This window comes from Pseudomonas sp. ASL3 (assembly GCF_056680425.1).
The window spans coordinates 3,086,022-3,105,444 of record NZ_CM155281.1 but is presented as its reverse complement, the minus strand read 5'-3'; the positions used below and the strand labels follow the sequence as shown (position 1 = coordinate 3,105,444).

Annotated in this window: 20 protein-coding genes and 1 pseudogene; 7 read left to right on the top strand and 14 right to left on the bottom strand. The window is 58.2% G+C overall.

Going from position 1 to position 19,423, the window contains the following annotated elements:
• Positions 1-4: 4 nt before the first annotated feature.
• From AC1MEE_RS14260 to AC1MEE_RS14245, 4 genes are read right to left on the bottom strand one after another with little or no spacing between them, the layout of a single operon-like run.
• Positions 5-988, bottom strand: a complete 984-nt coding sequence (locus tag AC1MEE_RS14260; RefSeq protein WP_322267983.1) for an LLM class flavin-dependent oxidoreductase — start codon at positions 986-988, stop codon at positions 5-7.
• Positions 989-1,032: 44 nt separating this feature from the next.
• Entirely contained in the window at positions 1,033-1,839 is an 807-nt protein-coding gene (locus tag AC1MEE_RS14255) for a sugar phosphate isomerase/epimerase family protein (RefSeq protein WP_322267984.1), read from the bottom strand.
• 15 nt (positions 1,840-1,854) lie between these two features.
• Positions 1,855-2,655 carry a sugar phosphate isomerase/epimerase family protein gene (locus AC1MEE_RS14250; protein ID WP_480415946.1) on the bottom strand — a complete coding sequence of 267 codons (801 nt, stop codon included), beginning with the start codon at positions 2,653-2,655 and terminating at the stop codon, positions 1,855-1,857.
• Positions 2,652-3,668: an LLM class oxidoreductase gene (locus AC1MEE_RS14245; RefSeq protein ID WP_480415945.1), complete on the bottom strand. Its 1,017-nt coding sequence runs from the start codon at positions 3,666-3,668 to the stop codon at positions 2,652-2,654. The genes AC1MEE_RS14250 and AC1MEE_RS14245 overlap by 4 nt, the downstream gene beginning before the upstream one ends.
• A 158-nt stretch (positions 3,669-3,826) precedes the next feature.
• On the opposite strand from AC1MEE_RS14245, the gene AC1MEE_RS14240 reads away from it, so the two are divergent.
• On the top strand, positions 3,827-4,708 hold the full coding sequence (locus AC1MEE_RS14240) for a LysR family transcriptional regulator (protein ID WP_277588297.1): 882 nt from the start codon (positions 3,827-3,829) through the stop codon (positions 4,706-4,708).
• Between the two features lie 81 nt (positions 4,709-4,789).
• Here AC1MEE_RS14240 and AC1MEE_RS14235 read toward each other — a convergent pair whose 3' ends face one another.
• The 4 genes and pseudogenes from AC1MEE_RS14235 to AC1MEE_RS14220 all read right to left on the bottom strand — a co-directional run bounded on the left by AC1MEE_RS14235 (position 4,790) and on the right by AC1MEE_RS14220 (position 7,366).
• Positions 4,790-5,191 (bottom strand): DoxX family protein, encoded by a 402-nt coding sequence (locus tag AC1MEE_RS14235; RefSeq protein WP_480415944.1) that lies wholly within the window; start codon positions 5,189-5,191, stop codon positions 4,790-4,792.
• A gap of 17 nt (positions 5,192-5,208) precedes the next feature.
• Entirely contained in the window at positions 5,209-5,880 is a 672-nt protein-coding gene (locus AC1MEE_RS14230) for an alpha/beta hydrolase (protein ID WP_480415943.1), read from the bottom strand.
• Positions 5,873-6,716: pseudogene (locus AC1MEE_RS14225) on the bottom strand (DODA-type extradiol aromatic ring-opening family dioxygenase). The gene AC1MEE_RS14230 and the pseudogene AC1MEE_RS14225 overlap by 8 nt, the downstream one beginning before the upstream one ends.
• A 20-nt stretch (positions 6,717-6,736) precedes the next feature.
• A complete protein-coding gene (locus AC1MEE_RS14220; protein ID WP_480415942.1) occupies positions 6,737-7,366 on the bottom strand; it encodes an NADPH-dependent F420 reductase in 630 nt (209 codons plus the stop codon).
• 109 nt (positions 7,367-7,475) lie between these two features.
• Here AC1MEE_RS14220 and AC1MEE_RS14215 point away from each other — a divergent pair, with 109 nt between their 5' ends.
• Positions 7,476-8,375, top strand: a complete 900-nt coding sequence (locus AC1MEE_RS14215) for a LysR family transcriptional regulator (protein ID WP_480415941.1) — start codon at positions 7,476-7,478, stop codon at positions 8,373-8,375.
• A 27-nt stretch (positions 8,376-8,402) separates the two neighbouring features.
• Here the strand turns inward: AC1MEE_RS14215 and AC1MEE_RS14210 are convergent, their stop codons facing one another.
• The 5 genes from AC1MEE_RS14210 to AC1MEE_RS14190 all read right to left on the bottom strand — a co-directional run bounded on the left by AC1MEE_RS14210 (position 8,403) and on the right by AC1MEE_RS14190 (position 12,217).
• Positions 8,403-9,356 (bottom strand): alpha/beta fold hydrolase, encoded by a 954-nt coding sequence (locus AC1MEE_RS14210; RefSeq protein ID WP_480415940.1) that lies wholly within the window; start codon positions 9,354-9,356, stop codon positions 8,403-8,405.
• Positions 9,357-9,434: 78 nt separating this feature from the next.
• Positions 9,435-10,802: an MFS transporter gene (locus tag AC1MEE_RS14205; RefSeq protein WP_480415939.1), complete on the bottom strand. Its 1,368-nt coding sequence runs from the start codon at positions 10,800-10,802 to the stop codon at positions 9,435-9,437.
• Positions 10,803-10,893: 91 nt separating this feature from the next.
• Positions 10,894-11,508, bottom strand: a complete 615-nt coding sequence (locus AC1MEE_RS14200) for a nitroreductase family protein (RefSeq protein WP_480415938.1) — start codon at positions 11,506-11,508, stop codon at positions 10,894-10,896.
• A 72-nt stretch (positions 11,509-11,580) separates the two neighbouring features.
• Positions 11,581-11,934, bottom strand: coding sequence for a putative quinol monooxygenase (locus tag AC1MEE_RS14195; RefSeq protein WP_322267997.1), 354 nt, complete (start codon positions 11,932-11,934; stop codon positions 11,581-11,583).
• An 85-nt stretch (positions 11,935-12,019) separates the two neighbouring features.
• Entirely contained in the window at positions 12,020-12,217 is a 198-nt protein-coding gene (locus AC1MEE_RS14190) for a tautomerase family protein (RefSeq protein WP_480415937.1), read from the bottom strand.
• 151 nt (positions 12,218-12,368) lie between these two features.
• Here AC1MEE_RS14190 and AC1MEE_RS14185 point away from each other — a divergent pair, with 151 nt between their 5' ends.
• Positions 12,369-13,271, top strand: a complete 903-nt coding sequence (locus AC1MEE_RS14185) for a LysR family transcriptional regulator (protein ID WP_480415936.1) — start codon at positions 12,369-12,371, stop codon at positions 13,269-13,271.
• A 65-nt stretch (positions 13,272-13,336) separates the two neighbouring features.
• Here the strand turns inward: AC1MEE_RS14185 and AC1MEE_RS14180 are convergent, their stop codons facing one another.
• Positions 13,337-14,236 carry a LysR family transcriptional regulator gene (locus tag AC1MEE_RS14180; protein ID WP_414924994.1) on the bottom strand — a complete coding sequence of 300 codons (900 nt, stop codon included), beginning with the start codon at positions 14,234-14,236 and terminating at the stop codon, positions 13,337-13,339.
• Positions 14,237-14,383: 147 nt separating this feature from the next.
• Here AC1MEE_RS14180 and salA point away from each other — a divergent pair, with 147 nt between their 5' ends.
• The 4 genes from salA to AC1MEE_RS14160 all read left to right on the top strand — a co-directional run bounded on the left by salA (position 14,384) and on the right by AC1MEE_RS14160 (position 19,352).
• Positions 14,384-15,667: a salicylate 1-monooxygenase gene (salA, locus tag AC1MEE_RS14175; RefSeq protein WP_480415935.1), complete on the top strand. Its 1,284-nt coding sequence runs from the start codon at positions 14,384-14,386 to the stop codon at positions 15,665-15,667.
• Between the two features lie 72 nt (positions 15,668-15,739).
• Positions 15,740-16,678: a catechol 1,2-dioxygenase gene (gene catA / locus AC1MEE_RS14170; protein WP_480415934.1), complete on the top strand. Its 939-nt coding sequence runs from the start codon at positions 15,740-15,742 to the stop codon at positions 16,676-16,678.
• A gap of 45 nt (positions 16,679-16,723) precedes the next feature.
• A complete protein-coding gene (locus AC1MEE_RS14165) occupies positions 16,724-17,872 on the top strand; it encodes an NAD(P)-dependent alcohol dehydrogenase (RefSeq protein WP_480415933.1) in 1,149 nt (382 codons plus the stop codon).
• A 28-nt stretch (positions 17,873-17,900) separates the two neighbouring features.
• Entirely contained in the window at positions 17,901-19,352 is a 1,452-nt protein-coding gene (locus AC1MEE_RS14160; RefSeq protein WP_480415932.1) for an aldehyde dehydrogenase, read from the top strand.
• Positions 19,353-19,423 lie beyond the last annotated feature (71 nt).

Genomic DNA, 19,423 nt, shown 5'->3' with positions numbered 1-19,423 from the left:
GGTATCAGTCGAGCAGGTCGGAAATGGATTCGGCGGCGAGTTGATAGGAGCGGCGGCGTGCATCAGGGTCGTAAATCCTCGCATCGATTATCACCTCGTCCACCTCCGTGGTCGCGATGAACTGGCGCAGCCAACGTCCTACATCGTCTTTGTTGCCAATTGCAGTGCACGACATGGCTTCAGCCAAATTCTGCCGATCATAGTTGGACAGCCGTTCCATAAAGCCCTCTTCCGGACGCGGCAGAGCGCCTGCTTTGCCCGTGTACAAGTTGCTGACCCACTGACGGTGTGAGCTCGCCAGGTAGTCGGCTTCGGCTCGAGTCGGGGCAGCGAAAACATTCGCGCCTGCGATGACATAAGGACTCTCCAGCACTGCTGACGGCCGGAATGTGGCGCGGTAATGCGTAATGGCTTCCATCAAAAATCGAGGTGCGAAATGTGAAGCGAATGCATAGGGCAGCCCCAGTTTCGCGGCGAGATCAGCACTGTTCATGCTCGAACCCAATAGCCATAGTGGAACGTCATGTTTTCCAGGGATCGCGCGAACCGGCTGATTTCCATCGTCCGCTAGATAGTCGGTCAATTGTTGGATGTCTTGCGTGAAGTCTCGCTCGGAGGCATCGCCGCGTATGGCGCGGATAGCGGGCCCGGCGGATCCAGGTGCTCTGCCAATACCTAAATCGATGCGGCCTGGAAACAAGGTGTCCAATGTCCCGAACTGCTCCGCCACCAACAGAGGAGAGTGGTTGGGGATCATGATGCCGCCAGAGCCCACTCGCAGGGTGCTCGTTGCCGCAGCCAGATGCTGAATGAGCAGGGTTGTAGCCGAAGACGCGATCCCTGGCAGGTCGTGGTGCTCGGCGATCCAGTAGCGCTTGTAGCCGTGTGCTTCCACGTGTCGCGCCAGAGAGACTGCGTCTTCTAGCGTGTGGACGAAGGTTTTTTCTTCGCCGATCATCATGAGGTCAAGTACAGAGAGGGCTGTCATCACAGGCTCCATTTTTCAAATTAGGTTCGTGAGGCAGCGATGCGTTACTTCAATGGGAAGTCCGACCAGTGCGGATAACGTTCCAGGCGTCGATCGATATCGCGAAGCGTAGCCAGGCATCGCTGGAGTTTGAGGTAGATATCCCCACCATAATCCCAGCCAAGTACGCCAATACTGCCCGTGTAACCGACGCGGTTCAGCGCTGCGATCAAAGCAAAATTGTCGAGCTCTCCGCGGTCGACCGGCTCCATGGTGGCCGCGCCACCCCAGCCGAGTTGCGAAAGTGCGCTGCCAGAAGTCACCACTTGCATGAGCCAGGGTTTCATCGCAGCGAGGCGCTGTTCAAGTTCGCCTTCCTGGCTCGCGTACCAGTGATAGCCATTGAACGAGGCCCCCAGGCGAGGGTGAGCAAAGTGCTCGCAAATCTGCACCACCTGCGCGGTGGTCTGGGTGACATGGTGAAGATGTGGATACAGCGCAATCCGTAATCCGCGTCGTTCGGCAATCGGCAACAGCGATTCGATGAAACGCATGATCGCGTGGTTGCCATTGACGGAGGTCTGCACAGCCAGTTCGATCAGCTCTACGCCCTCGACCGTTTCGACGATGCGCCGGATCAGCGTGTCGTTGCGTCCCTCATGCAGCACTAGGTATAGCCCTTCAATCCGCAGGCCATGTTGTTTCGGTACGCCCGGCAGCAGCGAGAGGTCGGTCAGTGGTGTGCCACCCCAGGCGGCGACAGTCATGCCGTCGTAACCGAGTTCAGCCAACATTTCGCACTGTGTTTGAAAGGCGTATACGCCCATCGACGAGTAGAAAAAGGAATCGAGTGCATGGATGCGATGAGCCATGGTTTATCTCCTGGCTCAGTGAGGCGAGTCGGTCAGGACAGCCCATTCAGGGTGGGCGGCCAACCGTTGCTCTATGGAACGGAACGCAGTGACCGAGCGGCGCAGGTTGCCGTATACGTCACCGCCCATGCTTTCCCAGCCGAGCACGCCAAATCGTCCGTCAAAGCCGCGCCGTTCGAGGGCGCCCAACAGCGCAAAGTTGTCCATTTCACCTTCATCGAGCGGTTCGATTGTTGCCAGTCCGCCCCATCCGAGCGGGGAGCGCCGAGTGCCGGCAATATTTACCTGTTTGAGCCAAGACCACATCGCGTCAAGACGCTGCTCTAAAGCATGCTCCTCAGTCGCGTACCAGTGATAACCGTTGAACACGATGTTAAGGCGCGGATGGTTGAACTCTCTGCATAGGGCAACCGCCTCGGTGGTCGTCTGCATGCCGTAGCGTGCGTGCGGATACAGGCTGATCTCCAGGCCACGGCGCTCGCAGATCGGCAGCAGGCGCTCGAGCATTCGGCGGTCAAAGTTCGTGACTTCGTCGCCGGAATGCAAGGCCAGTTCGATTGTGGTGCAGCCCTCGATGGTCTCGAAAATGTTGGTCACAAACGATTCCAGGCCCTTGCGATAGATCAGGTAGACCGCGCCCACGTCCAGGCCCCAGGTGGGTTTAACCTGGGCGATCGACTTCAGGTCTTTGCTCCAGGCGGACATCGTCAGCCCCTGGTAGCCGAGTTCGGCGAGCATCTCGCACTGCGCTGCCAAGGGATAGGTCCCCAGGGTCGTCTGAAAAATGAAATCCATATGATGCAGAGGACGATTCATGAGTGGGCCTGCGCTGGCGATGGATCGACGGGTAAGGAAGCACTTGGGAAGTGCGGCAAGAGGTATTCGCCCAGTTCGTCGATGACTTCCGAGACGTGGCGTCGCTGGGGTTTGAAGTGCAGGGCAACGTGACCGACGCCCTGATCCTGTTGGCGTTTCCAATGTTCAATCAGCGCATTTCGCCCAGCACGCAGCACGCGGCCCGCTTGGACGGGATGGTTTGGATCACGGTCCAGGTCAAACAGGGTGCCGTAGCCATATGCCTTGTAAACGTTGGCGCCACAGGCGGCGCGCCAACGCTCTATGATTTGCGGGATCAGCGCCGAATTGGATATGTAGGAAAGAATGCCGTCCGTATTTTCTCCAATCCACTCCAGCGACTGGCCGGCCTGGCCAACGATAATGGTCGGCATGCGTGAACCTACCGGTTTGGGAACTAGGTCGATCTCTCCATTCAACTGGCCATAAAACCGCGACGGGTGCACGGCCCAGTGTGTTTCCGTCGTGGAGCGAATGATTGCCAGCGCGTCACGGAACCGCTCGGCACGGTTGTCGAAGTCGAGCCCGAAGGCGGGGTATTCCACCGGCCGATCACCGGTGGCCAGCCCAAGGATAAAACGTCCCCCAAGCAACTGATCGATGCTCGCAGCCTGCTTGGCAACGATCAATGGATCGCGCAAGGGGAGGACGATGCCGGCGGTGCCGATGGCAATCTGCTTGGTCACGGCAGCGAGGAAGCCGGCATAGACCAGCGGATCAAGGATTTGCCCTACGTCACCGAAGTTCGGATCGTAAAACGGCACGTCCCGTAGCCAAATCGCGGAAAAGCCCGCTTCGTCAACCCGCTGAGCCAGCTGTGCGTGATCCTGCAGAGTCGGGCCTGGGCTATTAGGATAGCTTTCCAACGGCGCGATAAAGCCGAAGGTCAAATGGCCGGGTTGGAAAACGCGTGCGTAGCCGGGGTGCTGTTTGAGCTCAGGCGCAAGTTCGTAGGTGGAAGGCATCGAAGTCATTCGAGGGCTCTCGTGTAGTCAGATGACGGTGACTTCGCAGTGCGATATAGCGGGGTGAAGTCACAATGGCGGTGACTATAGGTTGTATGATGTAAAAGAAAAACAGGATGAAGTTCCGAACATTTACGAATAAAACGCTCAAGTAGACAGGGGTGGTCATGGATCATTTTGGAGCGCTCAGCGCGTTCGTGCATGCCGCGCAAACGCGCAGCTTTACCGAAGCTGGGCGCAGAACCGGCGTGTCTTCATCGGCCATTGGTAAGGCGGTTGCGCGGCTGGAGGAAGAGCTTGGTGTAAGGCTGTTTCACCGGTCCACGCGCGCCATAACCCTAACGTCCGAGGGCAGCCTTTTCCTGGAACGCTGCCATCGAATTTTCGCGGAGTACGAGGTTGCCAAACGAGAGCTCACCCAGGCTGCTGGCAAGCCCCAGGGGAAGTTGCGTCTCGGTTTGCCACAACTGGGCATGAGGTTGATGCCTCACTTGATTGCGTTTCAGCAGGCGTATCCCGAAGTGGAGTTGGAACTGGAGTTCAGTGATCGGTTGGTTAACGTGATCGAGGAGGGTTTTGATGCCGTGATGCGTATCGGTGAGGTTGAAGACTCGCGGCTGATGATGCGCAAGCTCAACGGTTACAGTCATCGTCTGGTCGCGTCTCCACACTATCTTTCAAGCCGGGGTGTTCCATCACGGCCATCGGAACTGTCCAGCCATTCATGCCTGCGTTACCGATACCCCACCAGCGGTAAACTCGACCCTTGGCCTCTGGTGTCAAAAAAGGGACAGGACAGTGTTGAACTGGGACAGTCGGCTACCGCCAACGCGATTGAACCGTTGTTGGCAATGGCTGAGGCGGGACAAGGTATAGCGTGCCTCCCTGACTTTTTTGTCGAGGACGCCATTGCAGACGGACGATTGGTGCCTGTATTGGATCGCTACGTTCGCGACCACCGTACCTTCAGCATTCTCTGGCCATCGAGTCGTCATCCGTTACCCAAGATAAAGGCCTTTGTAAGCTTTATGACATCGCGTCTGACGTGAGGCGGTATGGTTGACCCGAGCGAAAACTGCCGATGCTCCGGAGATTTCCGCAGCGTCGGCAGGTTTTGAATCCGCAGTGACTTACGCTTTGTTGGAGGCCTTTGCCGCAAAGACGCCGTCGCCCAACAAGGCTACGACCAGGGCGGTGACGCTCAGGTAAATCGGGTATTCCCAGCCGCCATTGGCGTTGGTGAAGCTCCAGCCATTGCCGAAGTGGACGGTCGCGGCCACGAACAGCTGAACCACTGCCAGAGCCGCTACCCAGCGCGAATAAACTCCCAGCACCAGCATCAAACCGCCGATCACTTCAAAGGCCATCACCGGGTAGGCCAGGAAGCCCGGAAAACCGATGGATTCAAAAAAGCCTGCGGTACCTGCCGGGGTGAAGACAAAGACTTTGGTCAGGCCGTGGGCCATGAACATAATGCCCAGTGCCAGGCGCATAACGAGTGCGGCATATGGAGCGGTGCGTGTGTCGATCATGTGCAGTTCCTTTTTGTTTACTTGGAGAGTGACAGCGTGTTGGTCAGCCATTGCGAGAAATCCGCCAGTTCTTCGGCGACGATCTCGTGGGCCATATCGTAGAAATGCGTTTCGTGGGCGACGCCGATTCGATCCAGCCAATCGTCCGCTTCTTTCGCCCAAGCCACTGGTAGAACGTTGTCCTGATGACCATGGGCGATAAAAGCGCTGACGGACTTGAGCCGATCGGCTGAAGCGATCCGAGGATCAAGTTCCCGCAGCATCCGACCGCTCAATATTGCGAAACCGGCAACCAGCTCGGGCTCGGTGACTCCAAGGCTCGCGCTCATGATGCCGCCCTGGCTGAAGCCGGCGATCACGGTCGGCAGCTTGGGCAGCGCTTCGATGAAGTGGTGCAACAGTTGCCGGCTGGACTCTGCCTGTTCTTGATTGAACGAAGGGCCGTTGCTGGTGAAGTTCACCTGATACCAGGCGAAGCCTTGTGGGCCAACCTGCAGCGGACCGCGGAGCAGAATCACTTCCAGCTCCTCGGGTAGCGATGCGGCTAATGATGCGAGATTCGCTTCATTTGAACCGACGCCATGCAGCAGAAGCAGGCGGCCCTTGGGCGCCGAAGTACTGCTCCCTTTGCGGAAAAACAGGCCGGTTTGCGGCTCACGGGCCGCTTCGGAAAAAGTCGTGTCACGCATGGTCGGTAACGCCTCGGCTGGGTTGAGTGGAATCGAATCCATCAGGGGGTGTTCGAGGAAAACAGGTAGCTGTCCATCGCCAGTACCCCGTAGCTCACGCCACCTTCCAGCACACGCGTGTCGTAGTGTTCGCCGGCCGCGCCGAGGGCGATAAGCAAGGGTAGAAAATGCTCGTCGGTCGGGTGGGCACGTTCAGCTGACGGTGCGTGTTGCTTGAAGTCCAACAGGAATTGGGTGTTGCCTGCGTGCAGGGTTTGGGCGGTCCAGGCGGCAAACGCTTTTACGTAGTCGGCACCGTGGCTGGCCGTACCCCGAAACTCATACAAGTTATGGGTCAGGCTTCCGGAAGCCACGATCAGCACATTCATATCCCGCAGTGGCTTGAGGGCCTGGCCCAATTTCCAGGCCTGGTGGGTATCCAGGCTGGCAGGCATCGATACCTGAACGACTGGAACGTCTGCCTCAGGCGCCAGATACAGCAGAGGCACCCAAGCGCCGTGGTCCAGACCGCGGCGGGCGTCCAGCCGGGACTTCCATCCCGCACTCTGCAGCAGCTCCACGATATGAGCGGCGAGGGCTGGAGCACCCGGTGCGGGGTAGCGCAACTGGTACAACGCGTCGGGAAAACCACCGAAGTCGTGAATGGTTTCAGGGGCGGTGCTCGCCGTAACGCTGACTTCGCCACGCGTCATCCAATGCGGGGAGAGGATGACGATGGCATCAGGTCGCGGCAGTTCGCGACCGAGCTCAGCCAGCCGCTGACCAGCCAGACCGGGCTCGATGGCAAACATTGGAGCACCATGAGACACAAACAACAGGGGGAACGAAGTGTTCATGGTGAAGTGCTCCGAAGTGATTACTTGTTAAGCCAGACCGGGGCGATGGAAGTGCCCAGGCCGGCGCCGTAGCCGAGGTAGATATTCAGACCTGCCAATGGCTCCAGGTAACGGGCATTGATCAGTGCGCCCGTATCAACCGTGTTCCAACCCAGGCTGTGTGCCAAGGCGGTCGCGGTCTGTTTGGCCCGCTCGCTGTCGCTGGCGACAAACACGCTGCCACGCTGGTCATTGGCGAATGTCGGGCCGTCGGCAAGCACCTGGGCGAACAGCGTGTTGAACGCTTTAACCACGTGGGCTTGAGGCACTGCTTTGGCAATTTCCTCGCCAGCGCTTGTCACGTGACCGATGGTCAGCGACACGTAGTCGGCGCTCAGTGGGTTGGTGATGTCGATAACCACCTTGCCCGTCAGGTCGCCCAGGCTTTGCAGGGCTTTGGCGGCATCTTCGTAGGCGGTTGCAACGACAACAACATCGCTGTCACCCAGTGCCTCGGCAGCCGGATAAGCGCTGACATTGTCAAACTGAGCGGCCAGGGTTTTGGCCTTGTCGATGTCGCGGCCCGTGATACGAACAATATGGCCGACACTGGACAGTTGTTTTGCGAACGCCGAACCCATGTTGCCGGTACCCACTACTGTAATTTTCATCGCGACCTCATTTGCGTTGATGTGCGTTTCGATGGGCTCAGTTTATAGATTGTGATATTGAGATAAATAAGGCCAAATGCGACTAACCGTTCCACTTACTGAGACAATGATGGACAGAGCGTTGGAGATGCAGGTCTTCTGCACCGTGGTCGATAAAGGCAGTTTTGTCGGTGCGGCCGCCCCCCTTGGAATGTCCAAGGCGGCCATCTCGCGCTACGTGAGCGGCCTTGAAGAACGACTCGGTGCGCGGCTTCTGCACCGCACGACCCGACGGCTTTCATTGACGGAGGAGGGGCGCCAGTTTTACCACCAGGCGCGTGAGGTCCTGGCGCTCATGGATCAGGCCGAGGAGGCGGTTTCGTCCACCGCGCCGGAACCCAGTGGCGTGTTGCGGGTGAATGCACCGGTCAGTTTCGGAGTGCTGCACTTGGCGCCGCTATGGGGCGACTTCATGAAGGCCTACCCCAATATCGAGTTGGACATCAGCTTGAACGACCGACTGGTTGACCTGGTAGAGGAGGGATTCGATGCGGCTGTTCGCATTGCCCGCATGGAAAACTCTTCGCTGGTCGGGCGTCGTCTGGCGGGCACGCGGATGTGCTTGTGCGCTTCACCCGAATACCTGGCAAGTCACCCAGAGGTGCGCACTTTGTCTGACCTGACAGAACACGGCGTGATTGCCTATACCAACTTCGCCAGCGGCAATGAATGGCAGTTCCAGGGCCCTGACGGCAGCGAAAGTGTGCGCACCCGCTCGATTGTTCGCTGCAACAATGGCGATACCTGTCGCAGTATCGCCTTGGCGGGGGGCGGCATTGCCTTGCAGCCCAGCTTCATGGTGGCCGAGGATTTGCGAGCGGGTGATCTGGTTGAGATCCTGCCTGAGTACCAGTCGGTCGAACTGGGCATCTACGTGGTCTATCCCACCCGCAAGCACTTGGCGACCAAGGTCCGGGTGCTGATCAATTTTCTGGCTGAGCGATTTGCCCACCCTCAATGGGAGCAGTAGAGGGGATTTCGCCGAATAGAGTCTGACTTAGCACTTATCCAGAAAACCTCGCAGGTCGGTCGCGAATTTTTCCGGATTCTTCAACGCCAGGAAGTGGTCGCCCTGTTCGGCCTTGGTGTACACCTGCAGCACAGAGCCCGCAACCACCGAATTCATCCAGCGTTGGCTGTCCAGCCAGTCGCTGTATTCGCCGGTGAAAATGGCGGTTGGAACATCAATCTTTGTTTGGATGACATCCCGCCAATCGTTAGTGACGTGATCGAACAGCACGCGTTCCAGGAACGCCATGTCATCCTTCACAACAGCCTGTGCCAGGCTGAAGACGTTGTGAAAGTAGGGCGACTCCAGGGCCATGGCCCGTTCTAAAACCCGAGTCGCGCTGATCAGTTGGTTGGTGGGCGCCCCTTTGGCGTAGGACGCAATCATGCGCTCTGGTGAGGTAGTGAACGCCCCGGCTTGCAGTCGCTCCTGTTCCGTCCAGTCTGCGTGACAATAAATCGAGGGTGCCTGGTCGATGACGCTCAGCGTGCGTATGCCTTGTGTACCGAACAGGTCGATATAGGCCCAGAGGATTGACGCGCCCATCGACCAACCGCAGTAATCGGCTTGGGACACCCCCAGGTGATCTGCAAACTCTTTCACGTCCATGGCATATCGGGAAATACGGTTACCAAAGGCTACCTTTTCGGAAAGCCCCTGGTTTCTGACATCCGGGACGTACACGTGGTAATGCTGGCTGAGGATGTGCATGAGGTGAAAGTACAGCGCGCCGTTGGCTGACCAACCCGGGATGAAAATCAGCGGCCTGCCTGCACCGGCTTCCCAATAGGCAAGGTTGACCTGGTCGCTGGTGACAAAGCTGTTGAGTTTCAGGCCTTCAAAGTCAGAAACCCGAAACGCTTGGCCAGGGATTTCATGGGGAAAGTGAAAGTCTTCGCCGAGCAGCGAGAGAAGCGATTGATTGTTCAGTGGGTATTTCAAAGTGCAATCCCATTCAGTTGAAGAAATGGCGCAGTTGATTCAGGGCGCGAGGGGGCGGCTCTTCATCCATGCCGGCATTTATTGACGCCGAGCGGAGGCTGCGTACAGGTTTACGGCGATGCAGAGCGCCAAGACCAGCGCGGAAAACAGCATCGCGGTGGATAGTCCAGCCGAAAAAGCGGCCTTGTCCGAATGGGCGATCATCGTGCCGAAGACCGCGACGCCGATCACGCCGCCCAGTTGCCGAGCGGAGGCCATCAGGCCGGAGGCGATGCCAGCGTCATGCTGTGTGACCGAGGACAGCATCGAGTTGGTGATGGACGGTACCGACATGGCGCTGCCAATACCTACCAGCATCAGCGCACCATTGAGCAACCACAGCGAGGTGTTGGACGTGGTTTGCGACAGCGCGATGAACCCGACGATCTGAATGGTGAAACCCGTCGTGATAATACGAGTGGCACTGAACCGCTTGGCGAACCTTGACGAGAGCATCGTAGAAAGTGTCAGCACCGCCGTCAGCGGGATAAACGACAACCCCGTTTTGAACGCGTCGTAGTGCAGGAATGTTTGAAAGTAAATGCTGAAAACAAAGACCGTTCCATAGAATGTCAAATTGATCGCAGCGCCTGCGAGCGCCATGCTCCCCAACACTTTGTTTTTGGCCAGGTGAGCGGGCAGCATCGGATGTTTTACCCGACGCTCGATCAGAACAAATGCCACCGCACAGATCATGGCAATTGCCAACGCGGTGAGTGTTTCGATTACCCAACCTTTCTCACTGGATTCGGTTAAGCCATAGGTCAGCGAAGCAAGGCAAATCGCAATACTGATCTGGCCTGGAATATCGACCTGCTTATCAACCCGAGGGGAGGCGGGGGCGTAGCGCAGGATCAGCCCGATAGCCAGCAGGCCGATCGGAATATTCAGCAGAAATACGCTTCGCCAGCCGAAGTACTCGATCATCAGGCCACCGACCACCGGGCCGGCTGCCAGTGCGATACCCCCACAGGCACCCCAGAGCGCCACAGCGGCACGGCGTGCATCGGGGTCATGAAATGACACGCGAATCAGGGTAAGTGATGTCGGTATCAGGAAGGCCGCGCCGATGCCCTGCACGACCCGCATCGTGATCAGCATGGTCATGCTGTCGGCGAGACCACAGCCAATAGAGGCGAGGGTAAAGATAGCGAAACCCGCAGCGAAGACGGATTTTGCACCCCACTTGTCGCCCCATGCGCCTCCCAGGATAAGCAAGGCAGAAAAGGGTAGCGCGTAGCTGTTGATGACCCACTGCAGGCCTGTAAGGTCGGTACCGAACGCGCTCTTAAGGGCGCCAAGGCCGACGTTCACGACGCTGACGTCAAGTTGAACGACAAGAAATCCCAAACAGGCGGCGGTCAGAATCGCGCGTAACGAAGAGGGTGATTTGGATTCAGCGGTCACTGGTTCACAGCCCCAGGCATGTCGTGGTTGCGAGTCGATCAGCAGACGCCAGCGGAGTCAGGGCATGCCTGGCTATCGCTGGCAGCACTACTTACACGAACTGCAGAACGTCTTTAACGGCTTTACGCGGCTTTTGCGGCCAGTTGGCCGAGCCAGGATAGCCAACGGTAATCAGCATGACTGGAATCTCAGTCGCGGAGAGACCAAATGCCTGCGCTACTGCCGACTGGTCGAACCCGATCATGGGCGTCGAAACAAGGCCTTGGCCCTTGGCGGCGAGCATCAGGGTCATGGCGGCTAGCGAGCCTGAGCGGATCGCTTCGTCGCGTTGTAACTGCGGGTTTTCCTGGTACATACCTTCAGCGGCGCCCACCCACATGTCGTAGATCGCCTGATCAATGATGCCTGCATCCAGGGTCGGTTTCAGGGCCGCAGGCAGGGTTTCATGGGGATTCAGCGTGCCACAGACAATAAAGGTCACGGCTGCATCCATGACTTTTTGTTGACCGTAGGCCAATGGCAGCAACCGCGCCTTTGCTTCGGTGCTGTGCACCGCCAGGAACTTCCAGTTTTGAAGGTTGAAGGCGGAGGGCGCGTGCGTAGCCAGATCGATCAGGTCGGTGACCTGTTGCTCCGTCAGCTGACGTTCAGTGTCGTAGCTGTTGGCGGAAATTCGGGACTTAATTACTTCAGCAATAACAGACATGGTGATCTCTGTGCGGGAAAGGGGATGCGCGCAGTCCCGGTTGTTACCGTCGAGCCTGCGCCGTCATAGAACTTAGCGGCTGAAACCGTCGAAAGGGGTCATATACACCGCCCCGAACGGGTCAAGACGTTTGCGGATTTCTGCGTCCGGTGTGCCGTAGACCACCAGACTGGTAACGGTGCACAGTTCGAGGAAACGCTTGCCGAACGGTGCGAAGGTGGTGTCTACGTGACTGACAACGGCATCGGCGTTATAGCGTTCAAGGATGTGAACGGTGTTGTTGTCTTCGTTGGCGCTGTATTCGTAAACCAGCGTGCCAGGCTCGGCGCGGGTGGCTGCCACGATGTTCGCGATCAGCGCCTTGAACTCTGGAAACTCTTCGGGTTTTACAGCGAGGGAGAACAGGCAGGAGACATGTGGGTGCATGGATAGCTCTTCCGTCAGAGGCTTCATCAGAAGCCTGTTGAGGATGCATCGCTGGCCAAGCCTCTGCATTCGGCGTTGATGGCGGTCAGGGTTTCTCGGGCGCGTCCCCGAACAGTTTGCCGGCGCCAGCCCAATCCGAAGGCGCGACGTCTTCAAAAATGACGTAGATGTAGTTGGCATCGGTACCGGTGTGCTTCACGATGCTTTCGGTGATGTCTGCGGCAACAGCGGCTTTTTGTGCGTGTTCTTTACCTTCGAACCAGCTCACACGTACGACGGGCATGATGGTGTCCTCTTGGGGCATTGATCTGGAGAGAGGTGCGTGATGTGCACCGTTGTCTTTCTAGAACCCATCCTACTGTTGAGTGTGCTGGCGATAAACGGCCTCAAGCTATAATCTGGGTAGACTAAAACTCTACAATCGGCGAGCCGGCATGGTACCTATCGATTCGTTTCAGGGCGTCATCACGTTCGTCGTGGCCGCGCGCTCGAGCAGCTTCACCCAGGCTGCCGAGCGCCTGGGGCTGTCAAAATCCGCCGTAGGCAAAGCCATTGCGCGTCTGGAAGAGCGCTTGGGTACACAGTTGTTTCATCGCACCACTCGCCGGATTTCCCTGACCGCGGATGGTGAGGCTTATTTCGTGGCGTGCTCTACCGCCCTTGAGGAAATTGGTGCTGCAGAGAGCGGATTGGGGCCCGGCGCTGGTGAGCCTTCCGGACGTCTGCGAGTAGACATACCTGTGGCATTCGGGCGTCGGGTCGTCGCCCCGTTGCTGTTTGAGATCGCCAACAAGTACCCGGCTTTGCAACTGAACTTGACGTTTTCCGACCACCTGGTTGATCCCTTTGAGGAGGGGATCGATTTGTTGGTCCGCTTTGGAGAGCTGCAGGACACCAGCGGTCTGGTGGCGCGGCGGCTGACCCGACAACGCTGGGTCATTTGTGCCGCCCCCGACTACCTGACACGCTTTGGTGTTCCGCAGACCCTGGAAGATCTGAGCCATCACCGTTGCATTGTCGGGCATCGACGCGGCCAGCCGTTGTCGTGGCGGGTCATGCAAGCGGGGCAGACCGTACGATACGCGCCACCCTCGACCCATCAGATTGGTGACGGGGAAGCCATGATTCTCGCAGCAGTCGCTGGCACGGGCTTGTGCCAGATGCCACGCAGCCTGTTCCAGGACGATATCGAAGCGGGCAGGCTGGTGGAGGTTCTGCAAGTGTATGAACCAGAAGCTGTCGATGTGCATGCCGTCTGGCCAAAGGTGTCCCATCTGCGGCCGAAGGTGAGGTATGTGGTCGATGAGCTGGTCAAACTATGTGAGCACTGGCGGTGATGCAGGCTGCCGTCAGGTGAGTTCCATCGCTGGATGAGTACCGCCGCTCCATCAGCCTTCATCGCTCAATCGCTGAACAGATCAAACATCAGTTGCCGGAACCATTTGTTGGCCGGGTCTCGATTGTATTTACCGTGCCAGAACAAGTTGATGGCGATCTCGGGAAGCGGCAAAGGCAACGGCAGACTCGTCAGCCCGAAGGGGCCGGCGCAGCTGTTGGCGAAACGCTCAGGTACCGTGGCGATCAGGTCGGTGTTCTGCAGGATATGACCGACAGCGACGAAGTGTGGCACCTCCAGTCGAATGTCTCGTTGCAGACCGGCCCGCTGCATATGTGTATCTATCTCTCCATGCCCCGTGCTGGCGGCAATGATCCTGACATGCCCGAACTCGCAAAAGCGCTCCCGTGTCATGGGCTGTTCAGTGAGAGGGTGGTCCTTGCGGCATAAGCACACGTAGCGATGGTGGAACAGGCGCCTCTGGTAGAAGCCCGCTTGTAGATCCGGCAGCAATCCGACGGCCAGATCCACCTCGCCATTGGCCAGACTCTCGGAAAGTTCGGCATTGCTGCGCAATGTGCTGACCGATATCCCGGGGGCCTGTTTGAGCAGGGCGTCGATCAACCGTGGCACAAAGTAAATCTCCCCGATGTCGGTCATTGCCACGACAAAGCGCTTCTGGCTGGTCGTCGGATCGAACTCGTCATGGCGATTGATCGCGCCGTGCAGCAGGTTGATTGCCTGGGAGACTGGTTCAGCCAGTTGAGCGGCATAGGGCGTCGGCTGCATCCCCTGATGGGTGCGCACAAACAATTCGTCGTTGAACGTGTTCCGCAAACGCTTCAGCGCATTGCTGACGGCGGGTTGAGTCAGCCCAAGGCTCTCGGCCGCAGCTGAAACACTTCGATCCACCAGCAATTGGTGAAAGATCACCAGCAGATTTAGATCCAGTTCACGCAGGTTCATCGCAAATTTTCTCGGCTTTGAGGCGGCTCTTGAAAGTTAATGAGTATTCAGGATGGTGATAGTTTGTATGGGGTTGAGGGCATTTATCAATGGTTTGTGAATAGTCATGATCGGGCTATTCCAAAAACAACACATAAGGTTTCCCCCATGAGTAGCCCTCATTCTGTCTTGCAAGTGGGCATTGTTGGCGGTGGTATCGCTGGCGTTGCCTTGGCACTGGATCTTTGCCGTCATCAACATCTTGATGTGAAATTATTTGAAGCTGCTCCCGCCTTTGGCGAGGTCGGCGCAGGCGTGTCCTTTGGTGCGAACGCCGTCCGCGCCATCGAAGGACTGGGTATTGGCAAACCCTACGAACTCATCGCTGACCGCACCCCGCAACCGTGGCAAGACATCTGGTTTGAATGGCGTCGAGGCGTCGATGCCGGTTATCTCGGTGCCAGCGTTGCCCAAGGCGTCGGTCAGTCTTCCGTTCACCGCGCAGATTTCCTCGACGCCTTGGCCAAGCAATTGCCAGAAGGTATCGCCTGCTTCGACAAGCGTGCGGTTGGTGTCCATGAGACGGGGGACAGGGTCAGCGTTCAGTTCACTGATGGCACGGACTATCAGTGCGACCTTTTGATCGCCGCCGACGGTATCAAATCCTCGATTCGCGACTATGTACTCCAGGGGCTGGGTCAGCCTTTGGTCGCGCCCCGATTCAGCGGGACCTGCGCCTATCGTGGAATGATCGACAGTGAGCAACTGCGCGCCGCCTATCGCGCTGCGGGTGTTGATGAACACCTGATCAACGTCCCGCAAATGTACCTGGGGCTCGACGCCCACATCCTGACGTTCCCGGTCAAGCAGGGCCGATTGATCAACGTGGTTGCATTCGTTTCTGATCGCTCTGAGCCCAACGCGGTATGGCCACAAGACACACCTTGGGTCAAAAGCACCAGCCAGGCCCAGATGCTGGAAGCCTTCGCTGAGTGGGGGGATGCCGTTCGCGTGCTGCTCGAGTGCATCCCCGCGCCTACCCTCTGGGCACTTCACGAACTGGAAGAGCTTACGGGCTACACACATGGTCGCGTAGCGCTGATCGGTGACGCCGCCCACGCCATGCTCCCCCACCAAGGGGCCGGGGCGGGGCAGGGGCTGGAGGATGCCTGGCTGCTCGCGCGCCTGCTGGGAGACTCTCGGGTGCTTCAAAGTGACGCCCAAAGCGTGCTTGAGGTGTACGACGCTATCCGCAGACCTCGCGCCTGCCGTGTGCAGCGAACGTCCTGGGAAGCTGGCGAACTCTACGAGTTTCGAGACCGTCAGGTCGAAGACCAAGAACCCCTTCTGTCGACAACCTTGGCCAGTCGTTTCGACTGGCTGTGGAACCACGACATGCAATCGGACCTGGCAGAGGCTCGCACCCGACTCGGGTGGGCAGAGGCCATTTGATTGCGTTCCTGCAATGCGCCGGTTTCCTTAGGCAGGTGCGCTACACCCACAATAAAAACAGGTGAAACCTTGATGGCCGTCAGCATTTCCAATACCGCACAAATGCTTGAACTGTTCCAAGACGCAGCAGGGCTGAAGAATGCCGCTGGCAACCCGCGAAACAAGCAAATCGTGTTACGTATCCTGCAAGAGACCGCCAGGCTCATTGAAGAGCTGGACATAAGTGACGATGAATTCTGGGCTGGTGTTGAATACATCAACCGTCTCGGCAAAAGCAACGAAGCGGGGCTCCTGGCTGCGGGCCTGGGGGTGGAGCACTTTCTGGATCTGCTCAACGATGCCAAGCAAGCCGAAGCCGGGCGCACCGGAGGAACACCGCGCACGATTGAAGGGCCTTTGTACGTAGCCGGCGCGCCGCTCAGTCAGGGCTATGCCCGTATGGATGATGGTGCCGAAGATGATGTCGCGACGCCTATGTTTGTCGAGGGTCAGATTTTGGATCTGCAAGGGCAGCCGATCGCTGGTGCCCTGGTAGACCTGTGGCAAGCCGACAGCCAGGGCAACTATTCCCACTTCGATAAAAGCCAATCCGAATTCAACTTGCGTCGTCGCATTGTGACCGACGCCGAAGGGCGTTATCGCGCCAGAAGTATCGTGCCGTCGGGCTACGGCTGTAACCCTCAGGGCCCGACCCAGGAGTGCCTCAACCAATTGGGCAGGCATGGTCAGCGTCCGGCGCATATCCACTTTTTCGTATCCGCCCCGGGTTACGAACACTTGACCACGCAGATCAACCTATCCAACGACGCATACCTCTGGGATGACTTCGCTTACGCCACGCGGGATGGATTGATCGGTGAGGTGCAATTCATCGATGACCAAGCCTTGGCTGCGGCCCATCAAGTGCCAGGACGTTTTGCACAAATGAAATTCGATTTTCAGCTGCGCCCGGCAGCCAACCTTGAGGCGGAGCAACGGAGCAATCGCCCGCGTGTTCTTCAAGAGGCGTAAGTCAAAGCTGCATACCCAGAAAAACTTATTAAAGAGGATAAAAGCATGTCCCAAACCACTCTCACCCCCATCGAAGTAAAAGTCGCCGTGTTGCGTGAGGCCGGCGGCAAGCTCCAGTTCGAGCGCGCAGAGCTGGCTGTTCCGCGTGCCGACGAGGTCCGCGTGCGTGTCGTGGCTACAGGTGTTTGCCACACCGATATGGTCGTTCGCGATCAGCTCTTTCCAACGCCGATGCCAATCATTTTGGGCCACGAAGGTGCGGGCGTGGTGGAGGCGGTAGGCGCTGCGGTAACGACCATCGCTCCTGGCGATCATGTGGTCATGACCTACATGTCCTGTGGCTTGTGCCTGCCCTGCGAAACAGGACACCCCGCGCATTGCTCGCATATGCACCCGCTGAACTTCGGCGGCGGGCGCCTCGACGGCAGTACGTCCACCTGCAGCTGTGCGACCGATGCACCGATACATGACCATTTTTTTGGCCAATCCTCCTTTTCGACCTACGTCGTCGCGAACGAGCGCAATGTCGTGAAAGTCTCCAAACAGGCTCCACTCGAACTGCTCGGCCCGCTGGGATGCGGCATTCAGACGGGCGCGGGTTCGGTACTCAAGGCCTTGCAGGTAGAGGCTGGGGCCAGCTTCGCCGCCTTCGGTGCTGGCGCAGTGGGCCTGGCCGCGGTGATGGCAGCCAAGGTTGCCGGTGCGACCACCATTATCGCCGTCGACGTCACGCCGAGTCGCTTGAGCCTGGCCCTCGAAGTGGGGGCTACCCACGTGATCAATAGCCGGGAAGAGGACCCTGTTCAGCGCATCCGCGAGATCACCGGCGGCGGCGTGAACTACAGCCTGGAATGCTCCGGGCGGGCGGAAGTGTTGCGTCAAGCGATCGACGCGCTCACCACGCTGGGCACATGCGGGATTGTAGGGGCGACCAAGATGGGCACGGAGGTGGCGTTCAACATCAACGACGTAATGATTCCCGGCAAGCGAATCATGGGCATTGTCCAGGGTGACGTGGTCGCTAACGCCTTCATTCCCATCCTCGTAGACCTGCACCTGCAAGGCCGCTTCCCGTTTGACAAGCTGTGCCGGTTCTACGCGTTTGACCAGGTCAATGAAGCGATGGCCGACAGCGAAAGCGGTATCACGATCAAACCGATTCTACGCATGCCGGCCCAGACCGACTTGTCGTGATTGTTCAGGCTCATTTAAGGACCCCAAGATGAATGTTCAGCTCGTAATCGACAATATCCCGCAAGATGCTTCGGATGGTAAAACCTACCAGCGGATCGACCCTGTCAGCGGCAAGGTCGTCACCACTGGCGCCGCCTGCAGCGTCGATGATGCCCGGCGTGTTGCGGCTTCTTCGCAGCAGGCGTTCAAAACATGGTCGAAGGTCGGCCCTACCGAGCGCCGTCGTCTGCTGCTGGCGGCAGCCGACGCCCTGGAAAGCAAGATGGAGCTTTTCTGCAGAGTCATGGCAGAAGAGATCGGTGCTTCGCAGCTGTGGTCACAGTTCAATGTGGGGGCTTCGGCCAACCTGCTCCGTGAAGCCGCCGCACTCACAACGCAAATCAAGGGTGAAACCCTTGCCACCGACAAGCCCGGTACCTTATCGGTAACACTGCGCCAACCCGCCGGTACGGTATTGAGCATCGCGCCGTGGAACGGTCCGGTCATCCTTGGCACTCGGTCGATCGCTTACCCATTGGCGTGTGGCAATACCGTCATTTTCAAAGGCTCGGAAAATAGCCCGCGCACCCATGAGCTACTGGCGCAGGCCTTCTATGAAGCGGGCTTTCCGCCCGGCGTGTTGAATTTCATCATCTCTGCGCCCGAAGATGCTGGCGCCGTGACGGAAGTGCTGATTGCCCACGATACGGTTCGCCGAGTGAATTTCACCGGTTCGACCAAAGTCGGCCGGATGATTGCCCAGACCAGTGCGAAACACCTCAAGCGCTGTCTTTTGGAACTGGGCGGCAAGGCGCCGTTTATCGTGCTCGATGATGCCGACCTGGATGGCGCAGTCAATGCCGCAGTGTTTGGCGCCTTTCTGTACCAGGGGCAAATTTGCATGTCGACCGAACGGTTTGTCGTCGACGAAGCCGTGGCGGACGTGTTCGTTGCGAAGTTTGCGCAGCGTATCCGTGGTCTTGAGCAAGGTAACCCCGTGACCAACCCAGCCAGCGTAGTCGGCCCGATGATTTCCCAGGGCTCCGTGCAGCGCATCAACCAGTTGCTCGACGATGCCATCGGCAAGGGCGCCACGCTTGTTGTCGGCGGGCTGGCGGATCAGGCGCAAATGGCGCCGACGCTGGTGGACAGTGTGTCCTCGGCGATGGAGATCTACGATGAGGAAACTTTCGGCCCGGTCACCACGGTGGTGCGTGTCAAAGGCGCCGAGCAGGCGCTGGAAGTCGCTAACGACACAGCGTTCGGCCTCTCATCGGCGATTTTCAGCCGCAATGTCAGCCTTGCCCTGGACCTGGCCAGCCGGCTGGATGCCGGTTGCGTGCATATCAACGGTGCCACCGTGCAAAACGAGCCTCAGGCACCCTACGGCGGCATGAAGAACAGTGGCTATGGCCGGTTCGACGGGAGCGCCGTTATCGAAGAGTTCACCGAAGTGAAGTGGGTCACGGTCGAGCCCTCCGACCAACCTTATCCATTCTGACGTCAGGCCACGGTGACCGGCTCTTAGGAGTCGGTTACCGACACTCTTTGCTTCACGACGACACCTTGTGT